The organism is Streptomyces sp. NPDC051976 (genome assembly GCF_040680795.1).
GTDB lineage: Bacteria > Actinomycetota > Actinomycetes > Streptomycetales > Streptomycetaceae > Actinacidiphila.
Genome location: NZ_JBFAXL010000038.1, coordinates 13481 through 30906 on the forward strand (window position 1 = coordinate 13481; position 17426 = coordinate 30906).

Annotated in this window: 16 protein-coding genes; 11 read left to right on the forward strand and 5 right to left on the reverse strand. The window is 73.0% G+C overall.

From position 1 onward, the window contains the following. Positions 1 to 59: 59 nt before the first annotated feature. Both AB0M29_RS30170 and AB0M29_RS30175 read left to right on the forward strand, forming a co-directional pair. Positions 60 to 2159 carry an FUSC family protein gene (locus AB0M29_RS30170; RefSeq protein WP_365388325.1) on the forward strand — a complete coding sequence of 700 codons (2100 nt, stop codon included), beginning with the start codon at positions 60 to 62 and terminating at the stop codon, positions 2157 to 2159. Between the two features lie 77 nt (positions 2160 to 2236). Next, positions 2237 to 2389 carry a hypothetical protein gene (locus tag AB0M29_RS30175; RefSeq protein ID WP_365388327.1) on the forward strand — a complete coding sequence of 51 codons (153 nt, stop codon included), beginning with the start codon at positions 2237 to 2239 and terminating at the stop codon, positions 2387 to 2389. Between the two features lie 38 nt (positions 2390 to 2427). On the opposite strand, the gene AB0M29_RS30180 is transcribed toward AB0M29_RS30175, so the two are convergent. Together AB0M29_RS30180 and AB0M29_RS30185 are read right to left on the reverse strand one after the other, a co-directional pair. Further along, on the reverse strand, positions 2428 to 3252 hold the full coding sequence (locus AB0M29_RS30180) for a hypothetical protein (protein ID WP_365388329.1): 825 nt from the start codon (positions 3250 to 3252) through the stop codon (positions 2428 to 2430). A gap of 147 nt (positions 3253 to 3399) precedes the next feature. Next, positions 3400 to 4629: an acyl-CoA dehydrogenase family protein gene (locus AB0M29_RS30185; RefSeq protein WP_365388331.1), complete on the reverse strand. Its 1230-nt coding sequence runs from the start codon at positions 4627 to 4629 to the stop codon at positions 3400 to 3402. 148 nt (positions 4630 to 4777) lie between these two features. Here AB0M29_RS30185 and AB0M29_RS30190 point away from each other — a divergent pair, with 148 nt between their 5' ends. Further along, positions 4778 to 5422, forward strand: a complete 645-nt coding sequence (locus AB0M29_RS30190; RefSeq protein ID WP_365388333.1) for a TetR family transcriptional regulator — start codon at positions 4778 to 4780, stop codon at positions 5420 to 5422. A 71-nt stretch (positions 5423 to 5493) separates the two neighbouring features. Here AB0M29_RS30190 and def read toward each other — a convergent pair whose 3' ends face one another. Continuing rightward, positions 5494 to 6033 carry a peptide deformylase gene (def, locus tag AB0M29_RS30195; protein ID WP_365388335.1) on the reverse strand — a complete coding sequence of 180 codons (540 nt, stop codon included), beginning with the start codon at positions 6031 to 6033 and terminating at the stop codon, positions 5494 to 5496. 171 nt (positions 6034 to 6204) lie between these two features. Here def and AB0M29_RS30200 point away from each other — a divergent pair, with 171 nt between their 5' ends. From AB0M29_RS30200 to AB0M29_RS30225, 6 genes are all read left to right on the forward strand, one after another. Then, positions 6205 to 7443, forward strand: coding sequence for a MurT ligase domain-containing protein (locus AB0M29_RS30200; RefSeq protein ID WP_365388338.1), 1239 nt, complete (start codon positions 6205 to 6207; stop codon positions 7441 to 7443). 42 nt (positions 7444 to 7485) lie between these two features. After that, positions 7486 to 8214, forward strand: coding sequence for a glutamine amidotransferase (locus tag AB0M29_RS30205; protein ID WP_365388340.1), 729 nt, complete (start codon positions 7486 to 7488; stop codon positions 8212 to 8214). Positions 8215 to 8414: 200 nt separating this feature from the next. Further along, positions 8415 to 9440, forward strand: coding sequence for a 6-phosphofructokinase (locus tag AB0M29_RS30210; protein ID WP_365388342.1), 1026 nt, complete (start codon positions 8415 to 8417; stop codon positions 9438 to 9440). A 137-nt stretch (positions 9441 to 9577) separates the two neighbouring features. Next, on the forward strand, positions 9578 to 10534 hold the full coding sequence (locus tag AB0M29_RS30215; protein ID WP_365388344.1) for a cytochrome c oxidase assembly protein: 957 nt from the start codon (positions 9578 to 9580) through the stop codon (positions 10532 to 10534). Positions 10535 to 10551: 17 nt separating this feature from the next. After that, positions 10552 to 11586 (forward strand): hypothetical protein, encoded by a 1035-nt coding sequence (locus tag AB0M29_RS30220; RefSeq protein ID WP_365388346.1) that lies wholly within the window; start codon positions 10552 to 10554, stop codon positions 11584 to 11586. A gap of 106 nt (positions 11587 to 11692) precedes the next feature. Then, complete coding sequence (locus AB0M29_RS30225) at positions 11693 to 11854, forward strand: hypothetical protein (protein ID WP_365388347.1); 162 nt, start codon at positions 11693 to 11695, stop codon at positions 11852 to 11854. An 11-nt stretch (positions 11855 to 11865) separates the two neighbouring features. Here the strand turns inward: AB0M29_RS30225 and AB0M29_RS30230 are convergent, their stop codons facing one another. Continuing rightward, positions 11866 to 12579: a TetR/AcrR family transcriptional regulator gene (locus AB0M29_RS30230; protein ID WP_365388483.1), complete on the reverse strand. Its 714-nt coding sequence runs from the start codon at positions 12577 to 12579 to the stop codon at positions 11866 to 11868. Between the two features lie 169 nt (positions 12580 to 12748). Here AB0M29_RS30230 and AB0M29_RS30235 point away from each other — a divergent pair, with 169 nt between their 5' ends. Beyond that, positions 12749 to 14197 carry an MFS transporter gene (locus AB0M29_RS30235; RefSeq protein WP_365388349.1) on the forward strand — a complete coding sequence of 483 codons (1449 nt, stop codon included), beginning with the start codon at positions 12749 to 12751 and terminating at the stop codon, positions 14195 to 14197. Between the two features lie 70 nt (positions 14198 to 14267). Here AB0M29_RS30235 and AB0M29_RS30240 read toward each other — a convergent pair whose 3' ends face one another. Further along, positions 14268 to 15860: a TROVE domain-containing protein gene (locus AB0M29_RS30240; RefSeq protein WP_365388352.1), complete on the reverse strand. Its 1593-nt coding sequence runs from the start codon at positions 15858 to 15860 to the stop codon at positions 14268 to 14270. Positions 15861 to 16530: 670 nt separating this feature from the next. On the opposite strand from AB0M29_RS30240, the gene AB0M29_RS30245 reads away from it, so the two are divergent. Then, complete coding sequence (locus AB0M29_RS30245; RefSeq protein ID WP_365388354.1) at positions 16531 to 17268, forward strand: lysophospholipid acyltransferase family protein; 738 nt, start codon at positions 16531 to 16533, stop codon at positions 17266 to 17268. Positions 17269 to 17426: the final 158 nt, after the last annotated feature.

The window sequence follows — 17426 nt, forward strand, 5'->3', positions numbered from 1 at the left end:
GGCATCGTCGGTCGTTTTGCTGTGAATTACGCGTGATGCCCGGGCTTATTGTCGGCACCATGACGTGGTTGCGTGCGCTGCGGAAGACGGCGCGCTCCGGGGTGCGGGTCGAACGCGCCCCGCTGGAGCCGCTGGTGGCGCTGCGTACGGCGAGCGGCGTGGCGATCGTGATCGGCGTGGCGCTGTGGCTGGCGTCGCCCTCGGTCGCCGCCTCGTCGGCCTTCGGCGCGTTCGCGGCGGGCATGGCGACCCTGCAGCGCAGCTGGCGGCCGCGGCCGGTGCTGGCGCTCGTGGCGGGAGCCGGGCTCGCGGTCAGCACCTTCCTCGGCTATCTGGCCGCCGCGCACCCGGTGCTGTTCGTCGTACTGCTCGCGGTGTGGGCGTTCCTGGCGGGCATGGCGTGGGCGATGGGGCCGACCTCGGGCATGGTCGCGGCCTTCACCATCGCCGTGATGCTGGTGGTCGTCACCCTGCCCACCTCGGTGCTCAGCGCGCTGCAGCACGGTGTGCTGATCGCGGTGGGCGGGGTCGTCCAGGCGGCGGTGATCGTGCTGTTCCCCATCCGGCGGTGGGGGCGGCAGCGCGACGCGCTCGCGGACGCCTTCGCCGCGGAGGCCGACTTCGCGCGCAGGCTGCGGCACGACCCGACGGCGCCGTTCGACCCCGAGGCGCTGATGACCGCGCGCCGGGCGGCCAAGGTCTCCCCCCGGCAGGCCCGGCGCCGCCCCGGCGAACTGCACGGCAACCGGGCGCTGGCCGAGCGGATCCGCCCGGTGCTCGCCTCGCTCGCCGACCCGGTGGTGGGCGCCGCCGCCGAGGGCCCCGAGCGGGACCGGGCCCGCCAGGTGCTGGCGATGGCCGCGACCGTGCTCGACGCGGTGGCGCGCGCGATCCGGCACGGCGCCGCGGTACGGGTCCCCGACGACGTCGCCGATGTGCTGCGGGCGCCCGACCCGGACGCGGAACTCACCGGCGGGGCCCGCAGGTCGGCCACCCGGCTGGTCGCGCTGCTCGCCGCCGCCATCGAGCGGGCCGAGGGCTCGGGCCCGGCGGAGTCGACCGCCACGGCCCATCTGCTGCGGCCCTCACTGCGCGAGGGGCTGCCGCTCGTGGCCCGTGCGGTCCGCCGCCAGATGACCGCCGGCTCCCCCGTCCTGCGGCACGCCACCCGGCTGTCCGCGGTCGCCTCGGCGGGCTATCTGCTGGGCGGCGCGCTGCCGCTGGGCCACGGCTACTGGGCGCCGCTCACCTCGGTGATGGTGATGCGTCCCGACTTCACCCAGACCTACGAGCGCGGGACGGCGCGCTTCGCGGGCAGCCTGGTCGGCGTCTCCGCGGCCACGGGCGTGACGCAGTTCGCCCACCCGGGCCCGTACACCTCCGCCGCGCTGGCCGTGTGCTGTGTGGCCCTGATGTATCTGCTGCTGCCCGTCGGCTACATGGTGGCCCAGCTCTGCGCGTCGGGCTATGTCGTCTTCCTGCTGGCGATGACCGGCACCTCGGGCGCGCAGACGGTACGCGACCGCGTGCTGCTGACGCTGCTCGGCGGTGTGCTGGCGATGGCCGCCTACGCGCTGTTCCCCGCGTGGGAGACGCCCCGGCTGCGGGACCGGCTGGCGCAGTGGCTGGAGGCGACGGCCGGGTACGGGGCCGCGGTCTTCGAGGGGTACGCGGACCCCGGGCGGCCGCGGACCCGTGCGGTACGGCAGGCGCTGCTCGACACCCGGGCGGCGGGCGCCGCCTGGGACGAGGCGGTCTTCCGCGCCGACGCGGAGCCGGTGCGCCAGCGCGGCATGTCCCGTACCGCCGTGCGCAACGCGGACGCCGCGCTCACCGCGCTGGGCCGGGCGGGCATGCTGATGGAGGCCCATCTGCCGCCCGCGGACGCGGCGCCGCTGCCGGACGTGGCGCGCTTCGTGGCGGCCCTGCGCGCGACGGCCGCCACGGCGGCCGAGGACGTACGCGAGCGCCGCACGCCGGACTTCGCGCCGGTACGGGCAGCGCTCGCGGACTGGCAGCGGCCGGCGGCCGAGGACCGGATGGTGCGGCGGGGCGCCGAACTGCTGGTGGAGACCCTGGACGAGCTGGAGGAGGCGCTGCGGCCGCGTGCCGAGGCCCGGCGCCGCCCGGCCGACGGCGGCCCGGCGCCCGCCTCCTGACCCGCCGCCGGGCCACCCTCGGCACGGGGCACGGCGGCGCCGGGTCTACGCTGGACAGGACCCGAAGGAGTTCCCCCATGCAGATCGGCGCGATCCACGACGCCACGACCCTCGCCTTGTCCGACTCGGCAGGTCCGGGGCCGATCATGCGCAGCGTCATCGTCCTCTCGGTGGTCGGCGTGGTGCTGATCGCGTGGTTCGTGCTGCGCGGTTACGGCAACGACGACTGACAGCCCGGAACGGCCGCGGCCGGTCCCTGACCGACCGGCTAGCGGGCCCGTCGACCGTTGGCGACCTCGTAGGCGTAGCGCCAGGTCATCGGCCCCGTCAGACCGTCGGCCGGGCTGAGCGCACTGCCGTAGTGCCGCTGCAGGGCCATGACCTTCAGCAGGTCCAGGGCGGTCATCGTGCGGGACGGGCCGACCTTGTACGGCGGGCCCCAGTTGCCGCGCTGCAGCCACGTCTGGAGCAGCAGGGCGTGGTCGCTGACCGCGCCCAGCACGAAGAACTGGCGGCCGGGGAACGGCGGCGCCGCCGCAGCGCCCGGTGCCTGGTGCGCCCGGTAGGAGACCACGGCCCGGCCACCGCGCGGGTCGTCCGGATCGGCGGTCGGCGGGCAGATCCCGTCGGGGAACCGCGGTGCGAAGTAGCCGGTGACGCGCTCGGCGCGGCGCGGCTCCTTGTGGGACCACACCCCGTTGCCCTGCCCGTTGTCGGCCGCGCCCGCCTTCACGCTGTTGCCGCCCTTGGTGTAGACGTGCTCGGCGTCGAAGCCGGTGACGATCTCGGTGTGCCGCCCGTCGCCGATGTTCACCCAGGCGCCGACGCTCGGGTACTCCGACCAGGCGCCCTTGCCCCGGGCCCAGGTGCTGAACGCCGTCACGTTGTCGGTCTTGGGCACGGCCGAGTCCAGGCCGACGTCGTGGTACATGTCCCACTCGAAGATCACGCACCAGGAGACGCGGTTCTCGCCGTACTCCTTGCCGAACTCGGTGTCGTTGTCCCAGCCGTCCGAGCCGTTCCAGTGCTCGTAGGCCCGTTCCGGAACCGCCATCACATGATCGATGAGTCGTTTCCACTGCGAATCGGTCATCATCCCTCCCCCGGACGGCGCCGTCGGACGCCACTGTGCGCATGGTGCCGCTTTGTCCAACGAACACACGTTACGGGGGAAACGGGTCGCGCCGGGGCCGCGGGCGGGAATCCGCGGCGGTCCCGGCGCGACGGGCCAGGCGGCCGGTCAGCGGATGGGCAGGCCCGACAGGGTGCGGGCGATCACCAGGCGCTGGATCTCACTGGTGCCCTCGAAAATCGTGTAGATCGCGCTGTCGCGGTGCATCCGCTCGACCGGGTACTCACGGGTGTAGCCGTTGCCGCCGAGGATCTGGATCGCCTGGGCGGTGACCTTCTTGGCGGTCTCGCTGGCGAACAGCTTGGACATCGAACCCTCGGCGGAGGTGAACGGCCGGCCGGCGGTCGCCATCCAGGAGGCGCGCCAGACCAGCAGCCGGGCGGCGTCGATCTGGGTGCGCATGTCGGCGAGCTGGAAGGCGACACCCTGGTTGTCGATGATCGGGCGGCCGAACTGCTCGCGGCTGGTGGCGTATTCGAGCGCGTACTCGTAGGCGGCGCGGGCGGTGCCCACGGCCATGGCGCCGACCGCCGGGCGGGACGCCTCGAAGGTGGCCATGGCGGCGTTCTTCACGCGCTCGCCTTCACCGGCCTTGGCGCGCTCGCGGGCGCGGGCGAGCCGCTCGTCGAGCTTGTCCTTGCCGCCGAGCAGGCAGTCGCCGGGGATCCGGCAGTCCTCCAGCACGACCTCGGCGGTGTGCGAGGCGCGGATGCCGTGCTTCTTGAACTTCTGGCCCTGGGACAGGCCGGGGGTGCCCGGGGGCACGATGAAGGAGGCGTGCCCCTTGGAGCCGAGTTCGGGGTCGACCACGGCCACCACCACATGGACGTTGGCGATGCCGCCGTTGGTGGCCCAGGTCTTGGTGCCGTTGAGCACCCACTCGCCGGTGGCCTCGTCGTAGACGGCGCGGGTGCGCATGGCGGCCACGTCGGAGCCCGCGTCCGGCTCGGAGGAGCAGAACGCCGCCACCTTGACGTCGTTGACGTCGCCGTACATCTGCGGCACCCAGGTGCCGATCTGCTCCTCGGTGCCGTTGGCGAGGACGCCCACGGCGGCGAGGCCGGTGCCCACGATGGACAGCGCGATGCCCGCGTCGCCCCAGAACAGCTCCTCCATCGTCATCGGGATGCCGAGCCCGGTGGGGTCGAAGAACTGCTGGGCGTAGAAGTCCAGCGAGTACAGTCCGATCTTGGCCGCTTCCTGGATGATGGGCCACGGCGTTTCCTCGCGCTCGTCCCACTCGGCGGCGGCCGGGCGCATCACGTCCGCGGCGAAACCGTGGATCCACTCGCGCACGGACTGCTGATCGTCGTTGAGCTCGAGCGTGAAGTCGCCCATGGTCCCCTCCACGTGACGGTTACTTGCGGTAACAGCAGTCTGTTACCCATGAGTAAGGAATGTCAACTCCCGGATCACGCGTCGGGCGGCGGCGCGCGGGGTGTTACGTTTCGCTGACCACCAGCAAGCGAACACCGGGGAGGCGCGGGTGGACACCGGCCAGCGGCAGGACCAGCAGAAGGCCACGGAGCGGCGCCGTGCCGAGTTGCTCGAGGCCGCCGACCGCGTGGTGCTGCGGGACGGGCCCGAGGCCTCCATGAACGCCATCGCCGCCGAGGCGGGCATCACCAAGCCGATCCTGTACCGGCACTTCGGCGACAAGAGCGGCCTGTACCGGGCGCTCGCCAAGCGTCACACCGACGCCCTGCTGGCGACCCTGCGCACCGCGCTCGACTCCCCCGGCGACCGCCGGGACCGGGTCGAGGCGACGCTGCACGCGTATCTGTCGGCCATCGAGACGCACCCGCAGGTGTACCGCTTCCTGATGCACCCGGCGGAGGTGCCCGCCGACGGCGAGAAGGGCCTCGACGCGGGCCGCCACTCCGTACCGCTGCTGCGGCGGATGGGCGAGGACCTCGCCGAGGTGATCGCCGAGCGCCTCGACCTCGGCCCCGACAGCCGCGAACTGGCCCGCGCCTGGGGCCACGGCATCGTCGGGATGATGTACGCCGCCGGTGACTGGTGGCTCGGCGAGCGGCCGTTCTCCCGCGACCTGCTGGTACGCCACCTCGCCGACCTGCTGTGGGGCCGGCTGGCCGCGGCGGGCGACCGCGCGGGCAGCCCCGGGCTCTGACCGGGCTCTGACCGGGCTGCGATCCAGACTCCGGGCGAGCCGGGCCCGGGGCTCCGACCGGGAAGCCCTGGTCAGCGGGCCCAGGGGGCGCGGCGGACCGCCCGCAGCGCCCGCACCCGCCGCAGGCCGCGCAGCCGCTCGGTGAAGACCCGCCCCTCCAGGTGGTCGCACTCGTGCTGGAGGCAGCGCGCGAAGAAGCCGGTGCCGGTCACCGTCACCGGCTCGCCGCGGACGTCGAAGCCCTCGACCACCGTCTCGTCGTACCGCCTGGTGCCCGCGTCGACGCCGGGCAGCGACAGGCAGCCCTCCTGCCCGGTGACGGTGACGCCGCCGATGTGCACGGGCCGCGGGTTGACCAGATGTCCCAGATGGCGGCGGTCCTCGTCGTCCGGGCAGTCGTAGACCAGCACCCGCAGGCCGACGCCGATCTGGTTGGCCGCCAGACCCACGCCGCCGGCCGCGTACATGGTGGCGAACATGTCCTCGACGAGCCGGGCGAGTTCGGCGTCGAAGGCGGTGACCTCGGTGCACGGGGCGTGCAGAGCGGGGTCGCCGAGCAGTCGCATCTCACGGATGGTGCCGGTGCTGCCGGGGATGGTGCCGCGTCGCATGGAGGTCAGAGTATGCGGGGATCGGGGCGGCGCGGTGCGGGGCCGAGGCGGGGAGTCGATAGGCTGAGCCGCGACCGGAACTCACCGGCCGCCCCAGGTGGCGCGTGGCGGCGGCGGAAACCGGCCGCCGCAGGCCGGCGGGGCGACCGGCGTCGAGGAGGAAGAGACACGATGGCAGGCAACTCGGATCCGCTGTCGCCGCGGGCGAAACTGGCCGTGACGGCGGGCAAGGCCGCGGCCGCGGTGTCGCGCGCGGCGGGCCGCGGCAGCGGATCGGTGATCGGCGGCCGGGTGGCGCTCAGGTTCGATCCCGACCTGCTGGCCCGGCTCGCCCGGCACCTGGACGTGGTTCTGGTGTCGGCGACCAACGGCAAGACCACCACGACCCGGTTGCTCGCCGAGGCGCTGCGCGCGGGCGGCCCCGTGGTCTCCAACGCCCTCGGCGCGAACATGCCCGCGGGCATCACCTCCGCGCTGGCGGGCGGCTCCGACGCCCGCTTCGGTGTGATCGAGGTCGACGAGAAGTACCTCGCCGGGGTCGCCAGGGACGTCGCTCCCAAGGCCATCGCGCTGCTCAACCTCTCCCGCGACCAGCTCGACCGCGCCGCCGAGACCCGGATGCTCGCCGAGAAGTGGCGCGAGGGCCTGGCGGGCGTCGAGGCGATCATCATCGCCAACGCCGACGACCCGCTGATCACCTGGGCCGCCTCCTCCAGCCCCACCGTGGTGTGGGTGGCCGCGGGCCAGGAGTGGAAGGACGACGCCTGGTCCTGCCCGTCCTGCGGCGGTGTGCTGCAGCGCCCGTCGGACGACTGGTTCTGCGCCGAGTGCGGCTTCCGCCGCCCCACCCCGACCTGGGCGCTCTCCGGCGACAGCGTCATCGACCCGCACGGCGCCGCCTGGCCGATCCACCTCCAGCTCCCGGGCCGGGCCAACAAGTCCAACGCCGCGGTCTCCGCCGCCGCGGCCGCCGCCTTCGGCATCGACCCCAAGGTCGCGCTGGAGCGGATGTACGCCGTCCAGGCGGTCGCCGGGCGCTACGACGTGGTGACCTTCCAGCAGCGCGAGATCCGGCTGCTGCTGGCGAAGAACCCGGCGGGCTGGCTGGAGACGTTCTCGCTGATCGACGGCCCGCCGACGCCGGTGATCCTCTCGGTCAACGCGCGCGGCGCCGACGGCACCGACACCTCCTGGCTGTGGGACGTCGACTACACCCGGCTCGCCGGGCACCCGATCCTCGTCATCGGCGACCGCAAGCTGGACCTGGCGGTACGGCTGGAGGTCGCCGGGCTGCAGTTCCTGGTCTGCGCCGACCTCGACGAGGCGGTGCGCTCCGCGCCGCCGGGCCGGATCGAGGCCATCGCCAACTACACGGCCTTCCAGGACCTGCGCCGCCGGGTCGGCAACTGATCCCCGCACCGGCCCCGACGCCACCCACGAGGAGAAGCACGCATGAGTGAGTCCAGCCTGCGCCTGGTGTGGGTCTACCCCGACCTGCTGAGCACCTACGGCGACCAGGGCAACGCGCTGGTCGTCGAGCGCCGCGCCCTGCAGCGCCGGGTGCCGGTCACCCGGGTCGACGTCCGCTCCGACCAGCCCGTACCGACCTCGGGTGACATCTATCTCATCGGCGGCGGCGAGGACCGCCCCCAGCGGCTGGCCGCCGAGCGGCTGCGCCGTGACGGCGGGCTGAACCGCGCGGTGGCCAACGGCGCCATCGTCTTCTCGGTCTGCGCGGGCTACCAGATCCTCGGCCACGAGTTCGTCAACGACCTCGGCCGCCCCGAGCCCGGCCTCGGCCTGCTGGACGTGGTCAGCGTGCGCGGCGAGGGCGAGCGCTGCGTGGGCGACGTCCTGGCCGACATCGACCCGCAACTCGGCCTGCCGCCGCTCACCGGCTTCGAGAACCACCAGGGCGTCACCCATGTGGGACCGCAGGCCAGACCGCTGGCCAGGCTGCGGATGGGCAAGGGCAACGGCACCGGCGACGGCACCGAGGGCGCCTTCAACGACACGGTCTTCGGCACGTACATGCACGGCCCCGTGATGGCCCGCAATCCGCAGATCGCCGATCTGCTGATCAAGCTGGCGCTCGACGTGAACGCGCTGCCGCCGGTCGACGACCAGTGGTTCGAGGCCCTGCGGGCCGAGCGCATCGCGGCGGCGACCCAGCCCGCGTAGGGCACGCCCCAGGACCTCCCGGGGCCGCCCGCGGCCCACCAGGGGGGTCATCGGAGCGTCCCCGGAAGTTTGAGAAACAGTCAGGTGTCCGCACTTCGGTCGTCGTGGAGGCGTGACACCGGGGCTCGGTAAGCTGGGGGCGATCCATCCGGACGACGGGGTCCGGCCGTCCGGTCGATTTGCAGGAAGTAGCGAGAGCGATGCGTATTGGTGTGCTGACCAGCGGCGGCGACTGCCCGGGGCTGAACGCCGTCATCCGGTCCGTCGTACACCGCGCCGTGGTGGACCATGGTGACGAGGTCATCGGGTTCCACGACGGGTGGAAGGGCCTGCTCGAGTGCGACTACCGCAAGCTGGATCTCGACGCCGTGAGCGGCATTCTCGCCCGCGGCGGCACGATTCTCGGGTCGTCGCGTGTGCAGCCCGCCCATCTGCGCGGCGGTGTCGAACGGGCCAAGGGCCATGTGGCCGACCTGGGCCTCGACGCGATCATCCCGATCGGCGGTGAGGGCACGCTCAAGGCGGCCCGGCTGCTCTCCGACGCGGGCCTGCCCATCGTCGGGGTGCCCAAGACCATCGACAACGACATCGCGTCCACCGATGTCACCTTCGGTTTCGACACCGCGGTGATGGTGGCGACCGAGGCCCTCGACCGGCTCAAGACCACCGCCGAGTCGCACCAGCGGGTGCTGATCGTGGAGGTCATGGGGCGGCACACCGGGTGGATCGCGCTGCACTCCGGCATGGCGGCCGGCGCGCACGCCATCGTGGTCCCCGAGCGGCCCTTCGACATCGAGGAGCTGACCGAGCTGGTCGGCAAGCGGTTCGCGGCGGGCAAGAAGTTCGCGATCGTGGTGGTCTCCGAGGGCGCCAAGCCGCGCGAGGGCTCGATGGAGTTCGCCGCGGGCGTCACCGACGCGTACGGGCACGAGCGGTTCACCGGCGTCGCCAACCAGCTCTCGGTGGAGCTGGAGGAGCGGCTGGGCAAGGAGGCCCGCCCGGTGATCCTCGGCCACGTGCAGCGCGGCGGCACCCCGACCGCGTACGACCGGGTGCTCGCCACCCGCTTCGGCTGGCACGCCGTCGAGGCCGTGCACAACGGGCGCTTCGGGATGATGACGGCCCTGCGCGGTACCGACATCACCCTGGTGCCGCTCGCCGAGGCCGTGGAGCACCTCAAGACCGTGCCCGCCGAGCGGTATGTCGAGGCCGAGTGCGTGCTGTGACCGTGTGAGGACGCGGAACCGCCCCCGGCCGAGATCGCGGCCGGGGGCGGTTCTACTCTGGAGCGGGCACAACGGTCGAATCCGGCGCCGCACGCACGGGACGCGTCGCGCCGCTCGGCCCGACAGGAGAGTGACGGATGGACCACGGCGGACACGGCATGCACATGGACTTGCCGCCGTTCACCCTCGGCCGGGGGCTGGCGCTCAATGGCGGCGATCCGTTCTTCCTGGTGGGATGCCTGCTGCTGCTCGCGCTGTACGGCTGGGGGGTCTTCCGGCTGCGGCGGCGCGGTGACGGGTGGCCGGTGAGCCGCACGGTGTCCTTCGCGGCCGGTGTGCTGACCGTGGCCCTGGTGATGTGCACCGGGCTCAACGACTACGGCATGGTCATGTTCAGCGTGCACATGGTGCAGCACATGGTGCTCAGCATGCTCTCCCCCATCCTGCTGCTGCTCGGCGCGCCGGTGACGCTGGCGCTGCGCACCCTGCCCACCGCGGGACGCGGCAGGATCGGGCCGCGGGAGCTGCTGGTGAAGCTGCTGCACAGCCGGTATCTGCGGATCATCACCCATCCGGCGTTCACCCTGCCGCTGTTCATCGCGAGCTTGTACGCGCTGTACTTCTCGCCGCTGTTCGACACGCTGATGCACAGCAGGACCGGGCACATCGCGATGATGGTGCACTTCCTGCTCGTCGGGCTGATCTTCTTCTGGCCGATCATGGGGGTCGACCCGGGCCCGCACCGGCCGGGCTATGTCATGCGGATGCTGGAGCTGTTCGCGGGCATGCCGTTCCACGCGTTCTTCGGTATCGCGGTGATGATGGCCAGCGAGCCGATGCTCACCACGTTCAAACATCCCGCGGTCTCGCTCGGGGTGGATCCGCTGACCGACCAGACCGCCGCGGGCGGCATCGCCTGGGCGTTCAGCGAGATCCCGTCAGTCGTCGTGCTGGTGGCGCTGCTGTTCCAGTGGTACACCTCCGAGCAGCGACAGGCGCGGCGCAGCGACCGGGCCGCGGACCGGGACGGCGACGCGGAACTGGTCGCCTACAACGCGTATTTGGCGTCGTTGGAGGCGCGCGGTCGCGGTTGACGAAAGGGGGGCCCTCGATGGGCGAGCAGGTACGGATATCGGGTGCGGCGCTGGAACTGCCCGGCGGGGTGACGGTGCGGTTCATGCGGACCCTGCGGCTGCCCGAGCAGGGCACGCACCCGCTGCCGCCGGGGCTCGGCACCTTCCCGCTGCGGCGGGTGGCCGACTTCCCCGAGCGGGCGCCCGAGCAGTGGCGGGCGCACGGCGGGGTGCTGCTGCCGGTCTACCAGCGTGAGGCGATGTGGCTGAGCTTCTCGTCGCCGGTTCCGGCCGCGCTCCAGGTGGGGGTGGGCAAGGTCTGCGCGGTCTCGGGGCGGCCGTGGAGCGACCGGCTGGCGCGTGACCCGCAGAACTACGTGGTGCTGCCGCGGCAGCCCTGGCTCGACGGCATCAACTCCGGGCCGGGGACGATACGCCAGTTCGTGGCCGTACCGCTGGGCCTGGGCGCGACCGTCGAGGGGCAGGTCTCCGGCGAGGAGGTCTGGGGCGGGGTGCAGCTCCAGGTCTTCGAACTGCGTGACGGGCCGCTGGAGGAGTGGCGTGCCGAGCAGTCGCGGCGCACGGTGACCACCCGCGGGCCGTGGGGGGTCGCCTCCGAGGAGGTGCAGGCCGCGTTCCCGCCGATGGCTCCGGGCGGCGCGGCTCCCCGCCCGGCGGTGCCGATGGCCGCGCGTCCGGCGCCCGCGATGGGGCTGGGCGCCGGGGGCAGGATGCGCCAGGAGGTGTACCGGGACGAGCGGCCCGCGGACGACTGGCGCGAGGAGCCCTCCGGCCGGGTCTTCGTGCATCTGGCGACGGCCCCGCAGTGGCGGGCGATCACCGGCGAGCCGGCGCCCGCCTCACCGGTGGACCGGGCCGCGTACAACGCGGCGGGACTCCCCTGGTTCACCTACTTCGACGCGGACGGCGACGACCTGGCCGCCGCGCAGCCGCTGGCCGGCGTCACACCGGTCGGCGACTGGCTGGGCGACGACGAGCAGCCGTGGGTGCCGCCGCACCAGGTGCAGCCGCTGGGGAACGATCCCGGCCAGGTGACCGACGGAGAGTGGTAGCCACGGACGCCGCGCCGGGGCCACCATGAAGACCGGGCCTCGGTACGGCGCGACGGCCGCCACGTCACCACCGCGCCGCCTCGCGGCTCCGGAAGGAGGGCGTGCGATGCCGGGACCGGTGAGGGCGATGGCACTGTGCACGGTGGCGTGCCTGGTGGCGGTGGTCGCGTACACCGTGGCTCTGGGTTCGAGCGGCTGGCTGTGGTTCGGCTGGGTGGTGCTCGGGCTGTGCACCGCGGGGGCGGCGGCCATCAGGGAACCGCGCTGAGCCGCGGCGGCTCAGGTCACGGGCGCGGCGGGCGCGTGCTTCGCCAGCCCTGAGACCAGCAGGTCGAGCCCGAACTCGAAGCGTTCGTCGCCCTCGGCCCGTACCAGGTCGTCCACCATGCCGGTGATCAGCGGGAAGCGGTCCTTGGGCAGGCTGGAGTAGTACGTGGTGAGCCACGCCAGGAGCGCGTCGTGCGTCTGCTCCGGGTCGGCGGCGCCGCGCCGCGCCCTGGCCGCCTCCTCGGCGGCGACCGCGGTGACGTAGAGCGGCAGGGCGTCCACCGCGTAGGCGCAGACCCTCGGCGGGAGCCCGGCCGCCGCGAGGATCGCGAGCATGCCCTCCGCGGCGCGCGTGACGTTCTCGCCCGTGGGGATGCCGTTGACCTCGGGCATCAGGCAGGCCAGGTCGCCGTGCCTGACGAGCACCGCCCTCGCCTGCCGCATCACGTCCTTCACCTGCTCCTGCCAGCGCGCCGGGTCCGGCTCCGGGCAGTCGACCGCGCCGAGCACCCGGTCGAGCAGCAGGGCGATCAGCTCCTCGCGGCCCGCCACATGGGCGTAGAGCGAGGCGGCGCCGGTGCCCAGCTCCTGGGCGACACGGCGCATGCTCAGCGCGTCCACGCCCTCGGTGTCGACCACGTGCAGCGCGGCGGTGACGACCGCGTCCTGGCTGAGCACCCGGCGCACAGCGGTCTTGCGCGGGCGTCCCCACGGCGTCGCGGGCATGTCGGTCACGGTTCCTCCGGAGAGCGGGCGCGAGGCGGGCGGCAGGGCGGCTGCCGTCCCCGTGACGAACACTGTACTTGACACGAACATCGTTCGCTCCTAGAACAGTGTTCGTATCGCACGAACGCTGTTCGCGCCCGCGCTCCGGCGCTCTCCTCGAAGGAATCGCATGACCACATCAGCGCCCGACCAGACGACGACCGCGCCCCCGCCCCCCGTCAGCCGCGACAACCGGCTGCGCTGGCTCGGCCTCGCGGTGGTCCTCGCCGTCGAGGTGATGGACCTGCTCGACGCCACGATCGTGGGAGTCGTCTCCCCGTCGATCCAGGCGGACTTCGGCGGCAGCTCCACGCAGATCCAGTGGATCGCCGCCGGATACACCCTCCCGTTCGCGATGCTGATGATCACCGGGGCCCGGCTCGGCGACATCCTCGGCCGCCGCCGGATGTTCCTCATAGGTGTCGTGGGCTTCGCCGCCTGCTCGCTGCTGTGCGCCTGCTCGGTCTCGGTCGGGATGCTGATCGGCACGCGGGTGGCGCAGGGCGCCTTCGCCGCGCTGATGGTGCCGCAGGGCCTCGGGCTGATCAGGGAGCTGTTCCCGCCGGCGGAACTGAGCGGCGCCTTCGCGGTGTTCGGCCCGGTGATGGGCCTGGCGGCCGTCGGCGGCCCGGTGCTCGGCGGCTTCCTGACCGACGCCGACGTCCTCGGCACCGGCTGGCGCGCGGTGTTCCTGATCAATGTTCCGCTCGGGCTGGCGGCCTTCCTGACCGCGCTGCGGGTGCTGCCCGAGAGCCGGGCCCCGCACGCGCCGCGGCTGGACCTGCCCGCGGTGCCGCTGGCCGGTGCGGCGGTGCTGCTGGTGCTCTACCCGCTGGTCCAGGGCCGTGACCTGGGCTGGCCGCTGTGGACGTATCTGATGATGGCCGCCGCCCTGCCCGTACTCGGCCTCTTCGTCCTCTACCAGCGGGCGGTCCAGCGGCGCGGCGGATCGCCGCTGGTGGAGCCGGGGCTGTTCCGGCGCCACGGCTACAGCGGCTCGCTCGCCGTGGGCCTGGTCTTCTTCGCCGGGCTCAGCGGCCTGCTGCTGGTCATCCCGCTCTACCTGCAGTACGGCCTCGGCTTCAGCCCGCTGCGCGCCGGACTGGCGATGATCCCCTGGGCGTTCGGCTCGGTGATCGGCGCCACGCTCTCCGGCGCCTGGCTCAGCAAGCGCTACGGCAGGGGCGTCATCCAGGTGGGCCTGCTGATCAGCGCGGCCGGGCTGGCAGCCGCCGCGGTCACGGTGCACACCGCGCACACCCCCGGCGCCTGGCAGTTGGCGCCCTCGCTGCTGGTCAGCGGGATCGGTCTCGGCCTGGTGATGGCGCCCTTCTTCGACATCGCGCTGGCCGGGGTCTCCGACCGCGAGGCGGGCTCCGCCTCCGGTGTCCTCAACGCCGTGCAGCAGCTCAGCGGCGCCGTCGGTGTGGCGGTGCTGGGCACGGTCTTCTTCGACCGCGCCGGCCACGGGTTCGCCGGCGCCGCGGAGACGACGCTGCTGGCCTCCGCGGGGGCGATGGTGGTGGCGTCCCTGGTCGCCCTCCTGATGCCGCGCCGGGCGGCCCACCCGGAGGGATGACGCCAAAGGCGGGGCGCCCGCTCTCCCCTGAGGGAGGGCGGGCGCCCCGGCCGGACGTCCCCGTCCGGCCTCACTCCTGCCACGGCCACACCGCGTCCCGGCCCCGGCCGAGCAGCTCCACCATGGTGAAGAGCTTGTCGGAGAAGCCGCCGATCTCGTAACGGTGCTCCTGCCGGGTGTCGATCGCCGACGGCGCGTAACCAGTGGTGTTGACGCCGAACAGCGGCACCCGGGCGGGGACCGCCTCGGAGACCGACAGGCCCTGGCGCCCGTGGCCGGGATGCGCGAACGCCTGCATGTCCGAGAAGACCAGCACCCGGTCATGCCCCCGGTACGACCGCCGCAGCGCGGCGACCGTCTCGGTGCCGTGACCCACCTCGCCGACCCGCGCGCAGAACTCGTCGGTCTGCCGCAGCACGCTGCCGCCGCGCCGCAGCCGGTGCGCGAACACACCGTCGGCGTACCCGGCCAGGTCCACCTCGCAGCCGCGGGCCGCCAGCGCCACCGCGAACAGCGCGCCGACGTCGACATGCCGGATCCTCGACCGCGCCGAGACCGCCCCGGTCATCGACGCCGAGGTGTCGACCAGCACCAGGGTGCGGCCCGGCAGCGCCGGGATGTTCGCGGTCGACGCGAGCAGCGCCCGCTCCAGCGCGTGCCCCCAGCGCAGCGAGGGCGCGGTGCGGTACGCCGACAGGAAGCGGTACGGGAACTGCCGCGAGCGCCGTACCTCGTCCGGGTCGGCGAAGCGCGCGCCGACGGCCGCGGCCACCTCCTCGGACACCCCCGCCTCGTCGAGGTTGCGCAGGTTCCGGGTCAGCGCCATCAGGCCCATCGAGGGCGCGATCGCCGCCCAGGCGGCCGCGTCCATCGGGCCGAGCGAGGACAGCTGCTCCCACGTCATGCCCGCCGCCCGCAGCCGCCGCGGGTCCGCGAGGAACCACTCCCTGCGCTCCGCCTCCGGCATCTCCATCGCCGCCCGGTACGCGGACAGCACCGGCAGCCGGTCGGTGACCCGTACGGTGTCGCGCTTCCAGCGGCGGTCGGCCAGGTAGTCGAACAGGTCCGCCTGCCACGGCCCGGACGGCACCGGCTTGGCCAGCGCCACCACGTCCGCCATCCGCCACGCGGAGGCGACACCGTCGTACTTCAGCGCCGCGCGCTCGGTGAACAGCCGCGCGACCGCGTCGGCGACACCGCGCTGCACACCGCCGGGCAGCGTCACCTTGCCGGTGCGGGACTTCCAGTACGCGATGAACTCGGCGGGCTCGTCCGCCCGCAGCATGGCGTCCGCGACCATCCGGCGCACCGGCACGGTCGCGGGCACCCCGGTGCCCGCCCGCCGGGCCAGCGCGGACTCCGCGGCCACCACGATCGCGGCCGAGCGCATGTTCATCTCGCCGCGCAGATACGGCACGAAGGCCGCCACCCAGTCCGGGTCCGCGGCGGTCGCGGCGTGCACCAGGTCGCGGAACCGCTGGTCGCGGTCGCCCGCGCGCTCATAGAAGGTGTCCTCGCCGACCATGTTGGTCACGGCGCAGAGGAAGAGGTCGGACTTCGCGTCGCGGCGGAAGGCGGCGCCGCCCTCGAAGGTGGCGGTCGCGGCGCCGGTGGTGCTGACGGGTGCGGTCGGCGCGCGGCGCGCAAAAGTAAACTTGCCCATGCCAAAATCTCCTGACGGTTACTGGAAGAGGAATTCCCGGACCGGCGGAGAGAGGTGAAAAGGCGTCGCGAGTACCTGTCGTACGAGCTGCGTTGGTGCTCTGGGCCACTGAGCTACCGGCCCGTGTGGTGGACCGGACGGGATTCGAACCCGCGACCTCCCCGTTATGAGCGGAAGTAGACCCGTACTGCGCTTCGCGACGCCTGTTCAGTTGTCGGTCCGGCCGCGAGGCGACCGGTCGGTGGGCTTGCTGGACACGGGAAGCGGGCGAGTGCGAGGCGTACGGGCCACATAGCGCTCTACCCGTTTGAGCTACCGGCTCCGAAGAGCCGGGCGGGACTCGAACCCGCAACCGCTCGTTCCCAAAACGAAGTAAGCCCGCACTGCGCTTCGCCCGCCACCCGTGTCCAGTTGTCCCCCCGAAAGGTGCTGCGAGTACACAGAGCGCGGGGTGTGTTTTCTGGAGAGGAAGTAACCCCGTGCGGCGCTTCGCGGCACGACCGAATGTAGCGGCGGGGTGCCCGCGGCCACATCCCAATTAATTCCCTTCCGCCGGTCGCTGGCGCGCGGACTCGCGCGGCGCGGGCCTGGGCACTACTCTTCCGGGGCACCCGGCGACCGGGGCAGCGCGACCCGGGCGTGCCGGGACTCGTCAGGGGAGGCAGCCGCCGTGTTCTACCGGGTCCTCAAGTACGTGATCCTCGGGCCGCTGCTGCGGCTGCTGTTCCGGCCGCGGATCGAGGGCATGGAGAACATCCCGGAAGAGGGCGCGGCCATTGTCGCGGGCAATCACCTGTCGTTCTCCGACCACTTCCTGATGCCCGCGATCCTGCCGCGGCGGATCACCTTCCTGGCGAAGGCCGAGTACTTCACCGGGCCGGGTCTCAAGGGCAGGCTCACCGCGGCCTTCTTCCGCAGCGTGGGGCAGATCCCGGTGGACCGGTCGGGCGGAAAGGCGTCGCAGTCGGCGGTCGACGCGGCACTGAAGGTTCTCGGGCGCGGCGAACTGCTGGGCATCTACCCCGAGGGCACCCGCTCGCACGACGGGCGGCTGTACAAGGGCCGCACGGGTGTGGCGGTGATGGCGCTGCGCGCCCACGCGCCGGTCATCCCCTGCGCGATGCTCGGCACCTTCGAACTCCAGCCCCCCGGCCGCAAACTCCCCCGCATCGGCCGCGTCACCATCCGCTTCGGCGAGCCCCTGGACTTCAGCCGCTACGACGGCATGGAGGGCGAACGCTTCGCCGTACGCGCGGTGACCGACGAGATCATGTACGCGGTCCTGGCCATGTCGGGCCAGGAATACGTCGACCGCTACGCAGGCGACGTCAAGGCCGAGCAACAGGCCCAGGCCCAGGCAAACCCCCACAGCATGACCGCCCGCCTCCGCCGCAAGTCCTCCTCCTGAGCCACAAGGGAATCCGAGCCCCGAAGGGGCGCGGGGAACCGCGCGACCAGCCCCCACCGGCCGCCGGACCGGCCGACCACCGCAAGCGGCTGGTCCTCCCCGGTTGCGCTCAGCGCGAATTCGCGCCGAGCGAACTCCCTACCCGGCGCGGCGGTAGC